Source organism: Streptomyces sp. HUAS TT7, from assembly GCF_051550175.1.
GTDB lineage: Bacteria > Actinomycetota > Actinomycetes > Streptomycetales > Streptomycetaceae > Streptomyces.
In genome coordinates, this window is the sequence record NZ_CP196175.1 from 8,007,186 (window position 1) to 8,024,819 (window position 17,634).

The 17,634-nt window shown below is 71.1% G+C and carries 13 protein-coding genes; 9 read left to right on the forward strand and 4 right to left on the reverse strand.

Translation table 11 applies throughout. The annotated features are described in order from the left end of the window. Window positions 1-192: 192 nt before the first annotated feature. From ACSHXC_RS36360 to ACSHXC_RS36375, 4 genes are all read left to right on the forward strand, one after another. Window positions 193-3,372 carry a GH92 family glycosyl hydrolase gene (locus tag ACSHXC_RS36360; RefSeq protein WP_438295597.1) on the forward strand — a complete coding sequence of 1,060 codons (3,180 nt, stop codon included), beginning with the start codon at window positions 193-195 and terminating at the stop codon, window positions 3,370-3,372. A gap of 229 nt (window positions 3,373-3,601) precedes the next feature. Continuing rightward, the gene (locus ACSHXC_RS36365; RefSeq protein WP_438295598.1) at window positions 3,602-4,594 is read left to right on the forward strand and encodes a zinc-binding dehydrogenase; all 993 of its coding nucleotides are present in this window, start codon (window positions 3,602-3,604) and stop codon (window positions 4,592-4,594) included. 123 nt (window positions 4,595-4,717) lie between these two features. Further along, complete coding sequence (locus tag ACSHXC_RS36370; RefSeq protein WP_438295599.1) at window positions 4,718-5,701, forward strand: GlxA family transcriptional regulator; 984 nt, start codon at window positions 4,718-4,720, stop codon at window positions 5,699-5,701. A 56-nt stretch (window positions 5,702-5,757) separates the two neighbouring features. Next, window positions 5,758-6,363, forward strand: a complete 606-nt coding sequence (locus tag ACSHXC_RS36375) for a cysteine hydrolase family protein (protein ID WP_438295600.1) — start codon at window positions 5,758-5,760, stop codon at window positions 6,361-6,363. A gap of 41 nt (window positions 6,364-6,404) precedes the next feature. Here ACSHXC_RS36375 and ACSHXC_RS36380 read toward each other — a convergent pair whose 3' ends face one another. Continuing rightward, on the reverse strand, window positions 6,405-8,933 hold the full coding sequence (locus ACSHXC_RS36380; RefSeq protein WP_438295601.1) for a DHA2 family efflux MFS transporter permease subunit: 2,529 nt from the start codon (window positions 8,931-8,933) through the stop codon (window positions 6,405-6,407). 46 nt (window positions 8,934-8,979) lie between these two features. Continuing rightward, window positions 8,980-9,927: a nitrilase-related carbon-nitrogen hydrolase gene (locus ACSHXC_RS36385; RefSeq protein WP_438295602.1), complete on the reverse strand. Its 948-nt coding sequence runs from the start codon at window positions 9,925-9,927 to the stop codon at window positions 8,980-8,982. Window positions 9,928-10,095: 168 nt separating this feature from the next. On the opposite strand from ACSHXC_RS36385, the gene ACSHXC_RS36390 reads away from it, so the two are divergent. From ACSHXC_RS36390 to ACSHXC_RS36405, 4 genes are all read left to right on the forward strand, one after another. Further along, window positions 10,096-10,995, forward strand: a complete 900-nt coding sequence (locus tag ACSHXC_RS36390; RefSeq protein WP_438295603.1) for a PIG-L family deacetylase — start codon at window positions 10,096-10,098, stop codon at window positions 10,993-10,995. 145 nt (window positions 10,996-11,140) lie between these two features. Next, window positions 11,141-12,385 carry a styrene monooxygenase/indole monooxygenase family protein gene (locus ACSHXC_RS36395; protein ID WP_438295604.1) on the forward strand — a complete coding sequence of 415 codons (1,245 nt, stop codon included), beginning with the start codon at window positions 11,141-11,143 and terminating at the stop codon, window positions 12,383-12,385. Window positions 12,386-12,529: 144 nt separating this feature from the next. Then, the gene (locus ACSHXC_RS36400; RefSeq protein ID WP_438295605.1) at window positions 12,530-13,576 is read left to right on the forward strand and encodes a tetratricopeptide repeat protein; all 1,047 of its coding nucleotides are present in this window, start codon (window positions 12,530-12,532) and stop codon (window positions 13,574-13,576) included. Window positions 13,577-13,635: 59 nt separating this feature from the next. Beyond that, a complete protein-coding gene (locus tag ACSHXC_RS36405; protein WP_438295606.1) occupies window positions 13,636-14,703 on the forward strand; it encodes a polyprenyl synthetase family protein in 1,068 nt (355 codons plus the stop codon). 7 nt (window positions 14,704-14,710) lie between these two features. Here the strand turns inward: ACSHXC_RS36405 and ACSHXC_RS36410 are convergent, their stop codons facing one another. After that, window positions 14,711-15,766, reverse strand: a complete 1,056-nt coding sequence (locus tag ACSHXC_RS36410) for an isopenicillin N synthase family dioxygenase (protein ID WP_438297034.1) — start codon at window positions 15,764-15,766, stop codon at window positions 14,711-14,713. Window positions 15,767-16,256: 490 nt separating this feature from the next. Here ACSHXC_RS36410 and ACSHXC_RS36415 point away from each other — a divergent pair, with 490 nt between their 5' ends. Beyond that, complete coding sequence (locus ACSHXC_RS36415) at window positions 16,257-16,820, forward strand: GNAT family N-acetyltransferase (protein ID WP_438295607.1); 564 nt, start codon at window positions 16,257-16,259, stop codon at window positions 16,818-16,820. Between the two features lie 104 nt (window positions 16,821-16,924). On the opposite strand, the gene ACSHXC_RS36420 is transcribed toward ACSHXC_RS36415, so the two are convergent. Next, window positions 16,925-17,368: an SPW repeat protein gene (locus ACSHXC_RS36420; protein ID WP_438295608.1), complete on the reverse strand. Its 444-nt coding sequence runs from the start codon at window positions 17,366-17,368 to the stop codon at window positions 16,925-16,927. Window positions 17,369-17,634 lie beyond the last annotated feature (266 nt).

The window sequence follows — 17,634 nt, forward strand, 5'->3', positions numbered from 1 at the left end:
CTCTGGCCCATGGTGGCGGAACCTCAAGGTGAACAAGGGGCTCGATTTCATCCCCGGCCCTTGACGGGTGGTCAGGGACACCTCAACAATCCTGAGTTGATTGGTAACGTTCACATGCATATCGAGCATCCCCCGTCCCGAGGCCGCCCGTCGGACGGCGAGCGGTCCTTTGCGAGAAGGTGGTCCCCCCTCGTGCTCCGCTCCGTGCCCTCCGCCGGATCCGTGATCCGGTCCAGACGCCTCTCCCGATGCGTCGGCGCATTCAGTGCCCTCGCCCTCTCCGCCTTAGGGCTCGCCGGCCTCGCCGCGGCGCCCGCCCACGCGGCGACGCTTCCGCTGACCCAGTACGTCGACCCGTTCATCGGCACAGACGACAGCAACGCTCCCAACCCCGTGCCCGGCGGCGCCGGGGGCAGCACCTACCCCGGCGCCGTGGTGCCCTTCGGCGGCGTGCAGTTCGGCCCCGACACCCCCACTGCCTCCCCGTCCGGCTACCGCTACAAGGACACCTCCGTCGAGGACTTCAGCCTCACCCACTTCGACGGAGCAGGCTGCGCCAACAACGAGGACCTGCCGCTCCTTCCGGTCACCGGCGCGCTCGGCAGCTCGCCCGGCACCAACTGGACGAGCTACGCGTCCGGTTACACCAAGGCGAACGAGGCCGCCAAGCCCGGCTACTACAAGACCCGCCTCGACCGCTACTCCACCGATGTGGAGCTGTCCGCCACCACCCGCACCGCCATGGGCAAGCTGACCTATCCCGCCTCGACCGCGTCCCGGCTGCTGATCAACACTGGCCGCAGCGCCACCGGAAACCGCGCCGGAACGGTGCACATCAACGGCAACGAGCTGACCGGAAGCGTGACCGCGGGCGGATTCTGCGGCTCGTCCAAGACGTACCAGATCTACTTCGACGTGCGCTTCGACCGGGCGCCGACCGGCTTCGGAACCTGGTCGGGCGGCACGGTCAGCGACGGTTCGACCAGCGCGTCCGGCACCAACACCGGCGCCTATGTCACCTTCGACACCACCGGCAACGCGGCGGTCCAGTTCAAGGTCGGTCTGTCCTACGTCAGCGTCGCGGGCGCGCAGGCCAACGTGACCTCGGAGAACAGCGGCTGGGACTTCGGCGCCGTCCGCACCGCGGCCGACACCTCCTGGAACCAGATGCTCAACCGGCTCCAGGTCTCCGGCGGCAGCACCGCGGACAAGCAGAAGTTCTACACCGCGCTCTACCACGTGCTCCAGAGCCCCAACATCTCCAGCGACGTCAACGGCGACTACCGAGGCTTCGACAACGCCGTGCACAACTCGGCCAGGCCGGTCTACCAGAACTACTCCGGCTGGGACATCTACCGATCCTGGGCGGCGCTCATCGCGCTGATGGCGCCCACCGAGGCGAGCGACATCGCCAAGTCGATGGTCCTGGACGGACAGCAGGGCGGGCTGCTGCCCAAGTGGTCGCAGCAGACCAACGAGGACTTCGTCATGACGGGCGACCCCGGCCCGATCATCGTCAGCAGCATGTACGCCTTCGGGGCCCGCGACTTCGACACCTCGGCGGCCCTGTCCCTGATGGAGAAGGCGTCCAACGGCGGTACCGCGCAGGGCAGTCCGATACGCGGTCGCCAGTCCACGTACACGAGCCTGCACTACCTCGACGACCCCTCCGACTCCCTCGAATACTCGGCGTCCGACTTCGCGGTGGCCCAGTTCGCGAAGTCCCTCGGCAGCACATCGAGCTACACCACACACATGGGGCGCGCCCAGTGGTGGCGCAACACATTCAACTCCGAGTCGTCCTATGTGCAGCAGCACAAGAGCGACGGCTCGTGGACCTGGCCGCTCGACCCGGCCAGCCAGTCCACGTTCACCGAGGGCAACGCATCGCAGTACACCTGGATGGTGCCGTACGACTTCTCCGACCTGATCAACTCCATGGGCGGCTCCGGGACTGCCGTCCAGCGTCTCGACCACCACTTCACCGAGGTCAACGCCGGGCAGAGCAGGCCCTATTACTACATAGGGAATGAGCCCGAGCACGGTGTGCCGTGGGCCTACAACTACGCCCGCCACCCGGCCGGGGCCGCCGACGCGGTGCGCAAGGTGATGTCCGAGTCCTTCACCACCGGCGCCGGAGGGCTGCCCGGGAACGACGACCTCGGCGCGACGTCGGCCTGGTACGTGTGGGCCGCGATCGGCATGTACCCGGCCACGCCCGGCGCGGACACGCTCGCGGTGCACGGGCCGCAGTTCCCGTCCATCCTGATCCAGCGCGCGGCCGGGAACATCACCATCAACAGCTCCGGGACCGGCCCCTATGTGCAGGCCCTCGATGTCGACGGAGCGTCCACCAGCCACAGTTACCTGCGCTACCCGGACGTCGCGAGCGGCGCGACCCTCACCTACACGATGGGCGGCGCGCCCAGCACCACCTGGGGCACCGGCGCCTTGGACGTGCCGCCGTCGTTCCAGGACGGGGCCACGCCGGTGCCTGCCGCACCGGAGCTCGGGACCGACCTCGCGCTCGGCAGGGCGGTGACCGGATCGGCGCCCTGCGCGTCCGCCGAGTCGGCAGACAAGGCGGTGGACGGCTCCCTGACGAACAACAGCAAGTGGTGCTCGTCCGCGGCCGACCCCTCCCTTCAGGTCGACCTCGGGTCCGTCCGGAACGTGTCGTCCTTCGTGATCAAACACGCCGGTCTGGGCGGCGAGAACACCGGCTGGAACACCGGCGCCTTCCAGATCCGGACCAGCACCGACGGCACCGCCTGGACCACCGCGGCCACTGTCACCGGCTCACGCTCCAGCCGCACCTACCACCCCGTATCGGCCAGATCCGCCCGCTACGTGCGCCTCGTCGTCACCAGCCCCTCCAACACCGGCGGAGGCGGGAGCGACGCGGCCCGCGTCTACGAGCTGGAGGTCTACGGGCCGAGCGGTGGCGTCCGGGACCTCGCGATCGGGCAGCCGGCCACGGGCTCCGCGTCCTGCAACGCCTCGGAGACCCCGGACAAGGCGGTCAACGGCAGCTTCGCCGGGGGCTCCGGTGACAAGTGGTGCTCGAAGGCGTCGGGCACCAAGACCCTTCAGGTCGATCTGGGTGCGTCCCACCCGCTGACCTCGATCACCGTGCGCCATGCGGGCGCCGGCGGCGAGAGCGCGGACTGGAACACCAAGGACTTCGACCTGAGCGTCTCCGCCGACGGCAGTACGTGGACGACGGCAGCCCAGGTCCGGGGCAACTCCGCCGATTCGACGACGAGTTCCGTCACGGGATCGGCCCGCTACGTACGCCTCGCGGTGATCACCCCGACTCAGAACAGCGACCCGGCCGCGCGCATATACGAGTTGGAGGTGAACGGAACCTGATCGTCACCGGCAGCTGAGCGAGGTGGGGCCGGCGCCCCGCGCGCCGATTCCGTTGGCGGCCCGCCCCAACTCCCCTGGGGCGGGCCGCCGTTGGTATCTTCACCCCCACCCGTGTCGCGATCTTGTCTGCTGAAACGATTCATGCGCATAAAACGCCCGAACCTTGGGAATTCAACCATCAGAACAGGGAACACCTGTGCGACACAGGGGTGAAGGTGGGGATGTACAGATGAAGGCCATGCGGTTCGCCGGGGCGGGACGGCCGCTCAACATGGAGACCGTTCCGGACCCGGAGCCGGGACCGGAATGGGTGGTGGTCGACATAGAGGCGGCCGGCCTCTGCCACTCGGACCTGCACATCATGAGCGGCATGGATCTCGGCGACCTCACTGTGAAGTCGCCCGTGACCCTGGGCCACGAGGGCGCGGGGGTGATCTCCGCGGTGGGCGACGGCGTGCGGGACTTCGCGGTGGGCGACCGGGTGGGCATCGCCCTGGTCACGCACCCGATCGAAGCGGCCCGCTTCGCGCCCGGGGTGGGACACGACGGAGCGTTCGCCGAACAGGAACTGGCCCATGTGTCCACGCTGGTGCACATTCCGGACAACGTGACGTTCGCCGAGGCCGCGGTCGCGACCGACTCGGTGGCCACCGCCTATCACGCGGTGCGGACGGCCGGTTCGGTGCGACGCGGCCGGACCGTCGGCGTCATAGGGCTCGGCGGCCTCGGCCTCAACGGCGTACGGATCGCCGAACTGCTCGGCGCGACCGTGTACGGGGTCGACATCAACCCGGCCACCTTCGGCCCGGCGACAGAAGCCGGAGCCTCGGCCTGCTTCCAGGACGTACGGCAGCTCACGGCCCAGCACCCCGATGTGATCGTGGACTTCGCCGGTGTCCCCTCGACGGCCGCCGCGGCGGTGGAGAGCGTGCGTCCGGGCGGCTGTGTGGTGCTCGTCGGGCTCGGCGGTGCCGTCGCCCCGATATCGATTGCTTCCCTGGTGATGCGCAACGTCCAGCTCGTCGGCTCCCTCGGCGCGAGCAAGGACGAACTGCGGGAGGTGTACGACCTCATAGCGAGCGGTGCGCTCAGGCCGGCGGTGCAGGAGGTGCCGTTCACCGAACTCCCGGCGGCGATGGACCGGTTGGCCCGTGGTGAAGTGCGGGGCCGCCTCTACACGCGGCCGCGCGCCCACACCCGCGTGGCGGCAGAGGCTGCCTGAAGGACGGCCGGGGGCACGGGCGTCGGCAGAGGCGGAGGCCCTCGGCCGACGCGCTGCGACGATGGCCGGATCTGACAGAAAACCGTCATTGCTGACATCGGAACCCACCCCGATGATGGTGCCATGCCCACTCCTCATCGCGTGGTCATCGCGGTCTTCGCGGACGTCGACGTTCTGGACGTGACCGGCCCCGCCGAGGTCTTCGCGCTGGCCAACCGGGTGATCCGGGGCCGGACCGAGTACCGGGTCCGGCTCGCGGGTACGGTGCGGGGCGAGGTCGCCACCTCGGCAGGGGTGCGGCTGCTCGCCGACCTCGCCTTCGACGAAGTCGGCGCCGCGGTGGACACGTTGATCGTGCCGGGGGCGGTCGACATGACCCCCGAAGGGCCCGTCGCCCGGATCGACGACCGGGTCGTGGCGTGGGTGCGCGACACCGCGCCCCATGCCCGGCGGGTGGCGTCGGTGTGCGTGGGCGCGCACGTCCTTGCGGAGGCCGGGCTGCTGGAGGGGCGCACCGCGACCACGCACTGGTCGACCGCGGCCCAGCTCGCCCGCGAGCACCCCGGCGTGACGGTCGACCCGGACCCCATCTTCGTACGCTCGGGACAGGTCTGGACCGGCGCGGGCATCAGCGCGTGCCTCGACCTCTCGCTCGCCCTTGTCGCCGAGGACCATGGGGAGGAGGCCGCGCTGGCGGTCGCCCGGCTCCTCGTCATGTACCTCAAACGGCAGGGCGGGCAGAGCCAGTTCAGCGTGCCGCTGTCCCGGCCCGCCTCGACCCGCCGGGACAGCGCCGAACTGCGCAGGTTCATCGCCGACCATCTGGAGGGCGACCTGTCCGCCGCCGTCCTGGCCCGGCGGATGTGCCTGAGCGAGCGGCACTTCGCCCGGGTCTTCCGCAAGGAGACCGGGACCAGCCCCGCCGCCTATGTCGAAGCGGCCAGGGTGGAGGCGGCCCGGCGTCTGTTGGAGAGCACCGACCAGTCGCTTCAGCAGATCGCGGCGGCCTCGGGCCTCGGCTCCCTGGAATCCCTGCACCGCGCGTTCCAGAGACAGCTGCGGGCCACCCCGGCGGCCTACCGCCGCCGGTTCCGCACCCTCACCTGACGCAGCGGCGCCCCTGACTCCCACACACAGGTCAGCCACCCATAGAGAGGGCACACATGGACAACGCAGCCACCACCCTGCGGAACGTGATCGGCCTCGACAATCAGCTCCCGCACCTGTCCGACACCGCCCTCATCATGATCGACTTCCAGAACACCTACACCACCGGAGTCATGGCCCTCGAAGGCTCCGAGCAGGCGCTGGACGCAGGATCCCGGCTGCTGTCCGCCGCGCGCGCCGCCGACATCCCGGTGATCCACGTCGTCAACGACGGGGGCGAGGGCACGCCGTACGACATCCGTGCCGAGATAGGGGCGATCTGTCCTCAGGTCACTCCGCTCAAGGGCGAGCCCGTGGTGGTCAAGCGGTTCCCGAACTCCTTCCACGACACCGAGCTGCAGGAGATGCTGCGCGAACTCGGCGTCGGCGGCGACCTGGTCCTCGCCGGCTTCATGACCCACATGTGCGTGACCTTCACCGCCCAGGGCGCCTTCAACCTCGGCTACCGGCCCACCGTCGTCGCCGAGGCGACCGCCACCCGCACCCTGCCGGGCCCGGACGGGAAGCCGATCCCGGCCCCCGTACTGAAGAATGCGAGCCTGACGACGATCACCGACCTGTTCGGCACGGTCGCCCCGACCGTCGACAGCCTCCCCATCTGACCGGGGGACGCCGGGTGCCCGTGTGGCACCCGGCGCATTCCTCAGCGCGGCGTGGACTTGACCAGCAGCGCGGCGACCAGCCCCGCGAGCAGGGTGAGGCCGGTCGACCACCACAGGGTGTCGGTATAGCCGTCCAGCGTCGCCTGCCTCATCGCGTCCGCCAGTGGCGTCGGGAGGGCTTGCGGGTTGACCGCGCGGCCGCTGCGGGCCAGCTCGGCAAGGCTCGGCGGAAGTCCCTTGACCTCCTCCATGCGGGAGGCGACGGCCGTGGCGAGGATGCTGGCGAACATCGCCGTGCCGAGTACTCCGCCCACCTGGCCGGCCGTGTTCGTCAGTGCCGCGCCGCCGCCGGAGTCCTGCGCCGCGATGCCGCCCGTCGCGATGGAGTAGAGCGGCATCAGGGCCATGCCGAGCCCGAACCCGGCGAGGAGCATGCCGGGCAGAGCCACCGTGACGTACGCGCTGTCCGTGTCGAGGAACGTCAGCAGGCCAAGGCCGACCGCGGCGAGCAGCAGCCCCGGCACGATCAGGTTGCGCGGCGGGACGCGGTGGAGCAGGCGGCCGGAGACCTGAGTGGCGCCGACGACGATCGCGGCGACCGTGGGCAGCAGGTGCACGGCGCTCTGCATCGGGGCGTCTTTGCGGATGTTCTGGAGGTACGCGCTCAGGACCAGGACCAGCGCGAACGTTCCGGAGCCGGTCAGGAACAACGTGATCAGGGAACCCGTGCGACTGAGATCCCCGGGGATATACGGGGCGAGGAGCGGCGCGGCCGTGTTGAACTGCCAGAACACGAACGCCGTGAGCAGGGCGATGCCGATCCCGAACAGGGCGAGCACCAGCAGGTCGGTCCAGCCGCGCGAGCCCGTCTCCTGGAAGCCGTAGACGAGGGCGACGACCCCGCTGGAGCCGAGCAGCACGCCCAGCGGGTCGGGGCGGCGGCGGGTACGGAGCGGGCGGTCGTGGACCAGGGTGGCCGCGCCGATGACGGCGATCACCGCGAGCGGCACGTCGACGTACAGGCACATGCGCCAGCTCGTGTTCTCCACGAGCCAGCCGCCGGTGAACAGGCCCAGGACGGAGCCGCCCGCGGCGATCGCGGCGTACAGGCCGAAGGCCCTGCCCCGGGCCTTCCCGTCGGGGAAGTCGACCGCCACCAGGGCCAGCGCGGCCGGCGACAGGAGCGCGGCGAACGCTCCCTGCGCAGCGCGGGCCACGACCAGCACGTCGAACGACGGGGCCGCGCCACCGACCGCCCCGGCCACCGCGAAGCCGACGAGGCCGACGATCAGCATCCGCTTGCGGCCGATCAGGTCCGCGAGATGACCGCCGAGCAGCAGCAGCCCGCCAAAAGCCAGTTCGTACCCGGAGAACACCCAGTTCAGGCCGGATGCGGACGCATGCAGATCCATCATGACGGAGGGCAGCGCCATACGCAGGGACGTCGCGTCGAGCAGCACGAAGAGCTGCACCAGAGCGACCACCGCGAGGCCCCACCGGCGTCTGGGGTGCACAGGGGGCGATTTCCGGAGGTCGGTGGGGGAAGGAGCCACGCCCGGTGGTGACACGGGACGCACCGGGGTCGTGGGAGCGTACGCGGGCGGCGGGGGCAGCGGCCGCCCGGCCGGAACGCGCGGGTCGGCAGGGACCGTCGGCGCGGGAACCGGACTCTGGGGCGCGAAGTCCAGCAACTCGGCTGCGTGGCGGCCGAGTTGGGCAAGGACCGCGCCCGGCAGCCACTCCTCGCCCGTGTCCGCCGCCGTGTGGTCCGCCACCTGGTGGAGAGTGGGCCGCTTGGACGGGTCCTTGTCGAGACACGCGCGTACGAGACCGATCAGCGACTCCGGTACGCCGGTCAGGTCCGCCTCCTCCTCGGCGACCCGGAACAGGTGGGCGTTCAGCCCGGTCTCCGTGGCGCCGAAGAGCAGCCGGCCGGTCGCGGCGTGGACGAGGACGGCACCCAGGCAGAACACATCACTGGCCGGGGTGAGTTCGAGGCCGCGCACCTGCTCCGGCGACATGAAGCCGGGCGAGCCGATCAGCATGCCGGTTCGGGTGTGCAGGCTGTCCCCGGCGAGGCTGTCCATGGCCCGCGCGATGCCGAAGTCGATGACGCGGGGGCCGTCCACGGTGACAAGCACGTTGGACGGCTTGAGGTCGCGGTGGATCAGCCCCGCCGCGTGCACCGCCTGCAGGGCGAGGGCGAGTCGGTTGGCCAGGACGCGGACGGAGGTCTCGGGCAGCGGCCCGAAGTCCTTGCCCACCACGGTGGTCAGGTCGGGCCCGGGGATGTACTGGGTCGCGACCCAGGGCACGGCGGCGTCGGTGTCGGCATCGAGCACGGCCGCCGTCCAGGCGCCGCCCACCCGCCGGGCGGCCGCCACCTCACGGGCGAAGCGCCTGCGGAACTCGGGGTGCTGGGCGTGCTCGGCCTGGACGACCTTGACGGCAACGGTCCGCCCGGCCTCGGAACGGCCCAGATACACCAGGCCCATACCGCCGGCGCCCAGGCGGGCGATCAGGCGGTACGGGCCTATGTGTGTCGGGTCCTGGGAGATCAACTGGTCCACGGAGGCACGGTATTGCAAGGCCGGGGGCTCCGGTGCCGGATTCCGGTCAAGACCGTGTAAGCGCTCCGTGGGTGTGCGGCAGGGTCGGGGGCCTGGGGGTTTCGTCCACGTGCAGGGTGAAGATGTCCGGGCGGGCGTAATGCCCGGTCGCGTCGAAGTCGAAGCGGCTGCGGGGAATGTCCCCGAGGTCGAGCTCCGCGACGAGGATCCCCTCGCCGTCCCTGAGGGGACCGGCCAGGACTTCGCCGAGCGGGGAGACGATCGTGCTGCCGCCGCCGATGAGGACGGTGTCCGGCCCGTCGCCCTGCACCGGGTGGACGTCGCCGGGCATGTCCGACCGCAGGAGGTACTGGTTGGCGCTCAGCACGAAGCAGCGCCCTTCGAGGGCGACGTGCCGCATGGTGGCCTGCCAGCTCTCCCGGTCGTCGACGGTCGGTGCGCACCAGATGTCGACCCCCTTCGCGTACATCGCCGTACGGAACAGCGGCATGTAGTTCTCCCAGCAGATCGCCGCCCCGAGCCTGCCGTGCCCGCTGTCGACCACCGGCATCGTCGAGCCGTCGCCGAACCCCCAGATCAGCCGCTCGGCGGCGGTCGGCATCAGCTTGCGGTGCTTGCCGAGATATCCCTCGGGGCCGAAGAACAGGGCGACGCAGTACAGGGTGGAAGCCGCCCGCTCCACCGCCCCGACCACGGCGTGGCAGCCCAACTCGCGTGTCAGGGTGGCCAGTTCAGCTGTCTCCGGGCCCGGTACCGTGATGGCCGACTCGAAGTAGCGCCGGAACGTCTCGCGACCTTCGGGGGTGCGGCTGCCCACCCGGACCCCGAAGTCGAGCCCCTTGGGGTAGCCGCCCAGGAACGCCTCGGGCAGCACGACCACCTCGGCGCCCCGGCCGGCGGCCTCGCGCATCAGGTCCAGTGCCTTGGCCAGGCCGGCCGGGGTGTCGAACAGCTTCGAACCCGCCTGGACGACGGCGGCGGTCAGTTGGGTCACGACGCCAGGGTAGCGGGGTGGCCCGCTGCCGATTCGCGCTCCGTACCCCCAGAACCTCCGTCAATTGGTGCTTGCGGCACGCCCGGAGGTAAATACAGGATCTGAGTGAATTCTGCGATAATAATCCGTCCCGTGAACGGGACAGCGGAATGGCTGGGAAAACGCGGAATGCGAGCCGCCACAGCGGTGTGCGGCCTGGCGATTCTCGCGTGCGGGCAGATCGCCGTACCCGCTCAATCCTCGGCGGCAGCCCCCGCATCCTGCCGGAGCACGGTGTTCGCCGGGGTGGCGCACGAGGACGACGATCTCCTCTTCATGAGTCCCGACCTGCTGGACGACTGGGGGAGGGGCGCCTGTCTCGACATCGTCTACCTCACCGCGGGTGACGCGGGGAGCACCGGCACCGGGTACGCCGAGCGGCGCGAGCAGGGCGTCGGCCGCGCCTATGCGCTGCTGGCGGGCGTCCCCAACGACTGGCGCCGCCAGGACCGCAAACACGCCGGGCGTACGGTCCGGGCCTTCGCGCTGCGCGTCCCGGCGGGCCGGCCCGGCGTGCGCGTCACCTTCCTCCGGCTGCCGGACGGGCTGCACGACGGCTCGGGCACCCGCCTGCAAGGGGGCCAGAGCCTCCTCAAGCTCGAACAGCGAAGGATCCGTCGCATCACGGCCATGGACCGCAGCGCGAGTTACGACACGAAGGAACTCACCGCGCTGCTGTCCTGGTTCGTCGCGGATTCGCATGCCAGGACCGTACGCACCCTGGACTATCGGAATGCCGACTACGGACGCGCCCCCAAGAGCGATCACAGCGACCATGAAGTCGCGGCACGCTTCGTGAAATCGGCGGCCGCTTCCATTCCGGGCCCGAAACCCTTCGTCGTCGGATACCGGGGCTATTCCATCAATGCCCTGGCGCCGAATCTCGCCCTTCAGCCGGCCCGGCGAAAGGAATCCGTGTTCCGGCGCTATCTTTCCACGACACTGTGCACCAGGGCGTGCGCCTACTACACCGGCCCCCTGTGGTCGTCGTACCGGCATTGGATGTTCCGTCAGTACCGGGGTGAGTAGCGGCCTGCCCGGCCCTGATGTGCCGTCAATTCCCTGGCTCCGGAAGTCGGCCACCTCGTGCGCGCCCCTGTCGTCTAGGCAGTCCCGCACGCCACCCAGTACAACGGGGGAGTCGGGACGGATGGTGGACCGGGTGGAGGCATGTGTGCGCAGGATCGCGATCATCGGGGCGGGGCAGGCCGGGCTGCAACTGGCGCTGGGACTCCAGGCCGCGGACTACGACGTGACGCTGGTGTCGGAGCGGACCGCGGAACAGATCCGCGACGGCCGGGTCACCTCGACGCAGCTGATGTTCGGGCCGGCCCTGGCACTGGAGCGGGCGGCCGGGCTGAACCTCTGGGACGACCGGGCACCGGTGATGCGCGGCCTGGAGATGAACCAGTGGGACCCGACGGCCGAAGAGCCCTGGTCGGCGCGGTTCACCACCACCTATGACGCGGAGGTCCGCTCGGTGGACCAGCGGGTCAAACTCTCCGCGTGGCTGGAGCTGTTCGAGGCGCGCGGCGGCCGGGTGGAATTCCGGGCGGCCGATGCCGACGACCTCGCGGAGATCGCCGCACGTCACGAGCTCACCGTCGTCGGCACCGGCCGCGGCGCGCTCTCGTCGCTGTTCGGCCGCGACGAAGCACGCTCGGTGTACGACCGCCCGCAGCGCGCCCTCGCCGCGTTCTACGCATGCGGTGTCACACCGCGGGGCGACGAGACCGACGCGTATCTGAGGGTCACGGGCATGCCCTCGGCCGGGGACGCCATCGTGCTTCAGGCGCTGACCGTGGGCGGACCGTGCGAGATCCTGCTCCTGGAGGCCAAGTCGGGCGGCCCGTACGACTGTTGGGAGGACCGGCCCGGGCCGCGCGAGGGGCTGCGGCGCGCGGTGGAACTGCTGCGGACGTACGCGCCGTGGGAGTACGAGCGCTTCGCCGGGGCCGAACCCACCGACGAGGGCGCCGCGTTGTACGGCGCGATCACCCCGACCGTCCGGCACGGGGTGGCCGCGCTCGGAGGCGGCCGGTACGTCCTGGGCATGGCGGACGCGGTCGTCGTCAACGACCCGATCACCGGCCAGGGCGCCAACAACGCGGCCCGCGCCGCGGCCGCGTACCTCGACGCGATCGTGCGGCGCGGCGAGCTGCCGTACGACGAGCGCTGGATGCGGGGGACGTTCGACGCGTACTGGGAACACACGAGGTATGTGCACGCCTTCACAGATCTGATGCTGCGTCAGCCACCGGCCGAGCACGTCTCGCGCCTGCTGCGGGCCGCCTTCGAGTTCCCCGAGATCGCCCACCGCTTCGCCAACGGCTACGCGGACCCGCTCGACTACCACGACTGGCTGATCGATCCGGAACGGGCCGATGCCTATCTCGCCAAGATCGCCGGGTCCCGCTGAGGGCGGACCTCCGCGCCGGACGTCAGACTTCAGATGTACGGCACACGAGCTCTGAGGCTGACTCCTCGGGACCCGGTTGTCTCATAGCTTCGTGATCAAGGCGGGAGCGCTCTGCTCCGCACTCCGATCCGAAGCGAGACAACCATGTACGGCAAGGCATTCGCCCCCGAGTACCGGGGATCCTTGGGCGAGCTCTCGGTGAACACCTCCCTGGAGGAAGTGCTCGCCAAGGCCGTCGAGGAGCAACGGCGGGCCCAACTGGACGGCGACGCCGTGGAGCTGGCGCACACGGGGCTAGCCGTCGCCGAGGCGAGCAGGCGGCTCGGCCGCGTGGAGGAGGCCGAGCGGGCGTGGAAGGGCAGCTACCGCGCGGCCCGCCGGGCGGGCGACCGGGGCGCGATGGCCTGGGCGGTGTGGAGCGGCGGCACCCTGGCCCGCCAGCGCGGAGACCTCGCCCTTGCCCGGCGCCGGCTCGCCACCGCGGCCGAACTCGCCGAGCAGGGCGGCGACATCGTGGCCCGCGGCTACTCCCTGGCCGGACTCGCCGAGACCGGACGCATCCAGGGCGACTACGAGGCCGTCGGCAGGCTCCACGAGAAGCTGCTCGCCGAGGCGCGCAAACGCGGCGAGGCCCGGCACACGGTGTGGGCGCTCGAAGGCATCGCGCAGATGCACCGCAACACCGGCTCCTTCGACAACGCGCTCGCCCTCTTCGAGGAGGCCGCGCAGATAGCCGGCGACGCGGGTGACGACCGCGGCCGGGCCTGGGCGCTGCGGGGCATCGCCGATGTGCGCTCCGCCCAGGGCGACCCCGAAGCGGCGTTGGCCCTGCTCACCGAGGCGGAGGTCCTCTGCCGCGAGATCCAGCTGGTCAGCGCGCTCGCGTACAACCACAAGATGCGGGGCAACGTGCTGTACCGCGCGGGGCGCTACGCCGAGGCCGAGGAGTGCTACAGCGGGGCGCTGGCGGAGTTCCGCGCGATGGGCGAGCCGCGTGGCGAGGCGCTGTCCCGGCTCGGCCTGGTGAAGGCGAAGGCCCGGCAGGGGCGCGCGGTGACCGAGACCGCGGCCGACCTCGATGTGCTGGAGCGAGCGCTCCGCGACATCGGGTTGCAGCACGCCCAAGCCATGATCGGCAAGGCGCGCGCCGAGCTGGGCGTCGCGGCCGCCGGCGCCGTACCCGCCCACTGAGCGCGGCCCCCGCGATGTCCTCAGCATTCTCCGCAAGGCCCACGACAGGAACAGAGCCCATGTCCATCCAGACTGGTCTGCACACCCCCGTATCCCTGAAGCCCAGGCCGTCCGCGCCCGCCACCCTCACCCGCTGCCGGGAACTCGTCGAGCCTGCGCTGCGCAAGGCCGTACAAGGGCTGCATCCCGGGCCGGGCCGCATCGCGGCGCATGCGTTCGGGTGGTGCGAGGCGGACGGTACGCCGAGTTCCGGGGGTGGCGGCAAGGGGGTGCGGCCGGCGCTCGCCGTGCTCGGGGCGGAGGCGGTGGGCGCGAGCGCGGACGTGGCGATACCGGCGGCCGTGGCGATCGAGCTGATCCACACCTTCTCGCTGATGCACGACGACATCATGGACGGCGACGAACGCAGGCGGCACCGCGACAGCGCCTGGAAGGCCTTCGGCACAGGGCCCGCCGTCCTCGCGGGCGACGCCCTGTTCGCCCTCGCCGTACGTACGCTGGCCGAGGCCGGTGGCGTGGGAAACGGTGCTGCTGTACGTCAACTGGCCGTGATGATGGGCGAGTTGGTGCACGGTCAGGCCGATGACGTGCTGTTCGAGTCCCGCCCGTGGACCGGTGCCGGGGCGGTGGGTCTGGCCGAGTACCGGGCCATGGCGGCGCGCAAGACGGGTGCCCTGCTTGCCTGCGCGACGGCCCTCGGGCCGGTCCTCGCGGGCGCCCCGCCGCTGCTCACGGACGCGCTCACGCGGGCCGGACGGCAGTGGGGCCTCGCGTTCCAGGCGGTCGACGACGTGCTGGGGATCTGGGGGGACCCCGCGGTCACCGGCAAGCCGGTGCACAGCGATCTGCGGCGCGGAAAGAAGACGCTGCCCGTCCTCGGGGCGATGGCGATGGACCCGTCCCTCGGGCCTCGCCTGGAGGGCCTGCTCGCCGGGAGCCCCGACGAGGCCGCCGTGCGGCACGCCGCTGACCTCGTCGAGGAGGCCGGCGGCCGCGCCTACGCCCTGCGGGACGCGCGTACCCGGGTGGCCGCCGCGCGCGACCACCTGCGGGCGGTGCCCCTTGAGGCGCCCTGCGTGGACGAACTGGTCGCCCTCTGCGAGCTGTTGCTCGACCGCCGGGCATAGCCGTCGGCTACGAGGCCGGGGCGGATCCGGCGAGCGGGCGCTCCGTGAGCAGCAGGTCCGCGTGGTGGCGGGCGGCCACCAGCGGGTGGGCCCGCAGCTTCCCCTTGAGTTCGTTGCGGCCGTACTCGGCGAACAGCGGGTTCGCCGGGTCCGTGGTGGCGCCGGGCGCGTGCGCCGCGTACGGGAAGGGCAGCGGCTCGATGTGGGCGTCAAGGCGCGGGTTGTAGAAGAACGGCACCGAGAAGCGCTCGGTGGCTCCGGGCGGGCTCACCACGCGGTGGTTGGTGGCCAGCAGGTAGCCGTTGGTCGCGACTTCGAGCAGCTCGCCCAGGTTCACGACGAAGGCACCGGGCAGCGGTGGCACGTCGTGGAAGCGTCCGTCCTCGCGCTGCACCTGGAGTCCGCCGACGGTGTCCTGGTGGAGCAGGGTGAGGAAGCCGTAGTCCTTGTGGGCGCCGACGCCCTGGGCGGTGCCGTCCTCGGCGCTGCCCGGGTAGCGCACCAGCTTGAGGTGCAGATGGGCCCGGTCGCCGAACACGTCGTCGTAGAAGTCCTCGGGTGCGCCGATCGCGGCAAGCAGCTCGTGCAGCAGCTTCTCGGCGACCGCGCTGAGCCTCTCGATCCAGGTGAGCGCGGCCGTCCGCAGCCCCGGCAGGGCGCTGGGCCACTGGTTGGGCCCCTCCAGCCACCAGTACGCGGGCTCGTCCGGGCCGGGTATGTGCGCGGGGCGCTCGGCGCCGATGTCGAGCTGGTCGCGCCAGTCGCGGGAGCCGCCGGTGCGCTCGTCGCCGGTGCGCGTATAGCCGCGGAAGTGGGGCGAGTTGACGTTGTCGATGGCGAGCCGGTCCGCCTCGGGCAGTCGGAAGAACGCCCGCATGGTGTCGTTGAGCGCGGCGGTCTCGGCGTCGGTGACGCCGTGCCCGACGAGCTGGAAGAAGCCGACGCCGTGCGCGGCGTTGTGGAGCTCGGTGTGCAGCTGTCGCCGGGCCTCGGGGCCGCGGTCGGCGGCGGAGAGGTCGATGATCGGGAGCTGCGAGGAGGTCACGTACGACATGGGAGCCATCCGCTGGGATATGCCCCGGCCGGCGCGGGTGGGCGCGGTCACGGCTGCGCCGGGGTGAGGCGGGCGCCGCGGGAGGCACGGGGAGGGTGAAGGGGGGCCTGGGTCAGCGAGAAGTGCGACAGGCCATGCTCGTAACGCGGACGTAGTCCACGTGGCGGCGTCGAACGAGCGGAGGCATGTCGCCAGGTTACTCCCGGGGCGGCCCCCTGGAGCTGTGATCACCCTCACACGCACTGGTGAGGGTCATGATCACGACTCGGGTGGTGGCGGCCGTCCGCGGTCGGTGGGGCCGGCCGACCGGGCGGCGCACGTGCGCGCCGGGTAACTCGGACTCCGCGTCCGGAACCGCCGATTCCCGCATCGCTGAAGCGCCCCCGTCTGCCCCCGGTCGAGTGGAGAGCATCTTCGCCCCGGCGGGTCGGGTTGCGCCAGACCGCGGCTTCGGCGGCGTGCATCGACAGCGGGATGGGAAAGCGGAGAGGATGTCGGGGTGAGCACCCTTACCGCCGAGGCCATCGCGACCGCGCGGCTCGACCTCCTGCCGCTCCGCGTCGCACACGCCGAGGAAATGGCCGCGGTGCTGTCCGACCCCGCGCTGCATGCCTTCATCGGCGGCGCCCCGGACACCCCGCAGTCCCTCCGCGCCCGCTACGAGCGCCTGACCGCGGGCTCCCCCGACCCCGGGGTGAGCTGGCTGAACTGGGTGATCCGGATCCGCGACGAGGGCTGTCCGGCGGGCACGGTCCAGGCGACGGTGGGCCCGTCCCCGCAAGGAGCGGTCGCCGAGATCGCCTGGGTGGTGGGAACCCCGTGGCAGGGCCGGGGCATCGCCACCGAAGCGGCCCGGGGGCTCGTCGAATGGCTCGGCCGGCGGCCCGTGCGGGAGGTGCTGGCACACATCCACCCCGAGCACCCCGCATCCGCCGCCGTCGCCTCGGCCGCGGGTCTTGCGCCGACCGATGTGTGGCAGGACGGCGAGCTCAGGTGGCTGCGCCGGGTGGGCTCAGGGCCCGACGGCGCCCGCACCAACTCCGGTTCCCAGTCCGGGCGTTGACATGCGGGCGCCGTGCGAGTCGGCTGGTTCACCGCATCCTGGCGATGCTCGGGCTCCGTACGGCCGACGGGGCCTTCACGGCGTCAGGGTTGCGGCGTGCGACGTCAGGTCGACTTTCGGCCCTTGCTCATCAATATGCCACCCGCGACCAGTGCGAACAGGCACACACAGGCGCCTGTGATGACGTTGCTGAGGATGGCTCCGGTGCCGGCGCTGCGTGCGGCGACCCAGGGAGAGACGATCAGCCAGGCTCCGAGGAGCAGGACCACGAAGTTCAGGTCGGAGGACCTCTCCGGGGCCATGGACATGCACAGGCCCAGGACCGCGAGGGCGATGCCGACGATCAGGTTGCTGAGGGCCAGGGTGGGCTTGGCGGCCGAGAAGTGGACCGTCCAGCCGGAGATCGCTGCGTATATGCCGGCGAGGATCACGAGTTCCTCGACCGCCGCGACGCCTCGGGTTTCCATCACCTTGGCGTAGCGGTCCCGCATCTCCGATACATCGGGGTGCCCCGCGATATCACCGGGGCGGTGTGAGACGTCGGCCATCCGACTCGCCTCCTTCTGAAAGTCTGCACGTCTGGCCGCGCTGCGACAGTATGCCGCGCTCCCATTGTGCGCTTATGTCGCCTTTATGTGTAGTGGTCGGAATCTCGGAATCCGGGAGCCCGGGGCGACGGTCGCCTTGAGTGCTGCAAAGGATACGGAGCGTGCATCCAGGGGTTCCGGGGCGGCATTTCCGTTTCTGCCGGGGGAGTTTCAACCGGGGGGTGTCCGGGCCATGCCCTGTGGTCATCTTCCGGTCATCTGGCGGG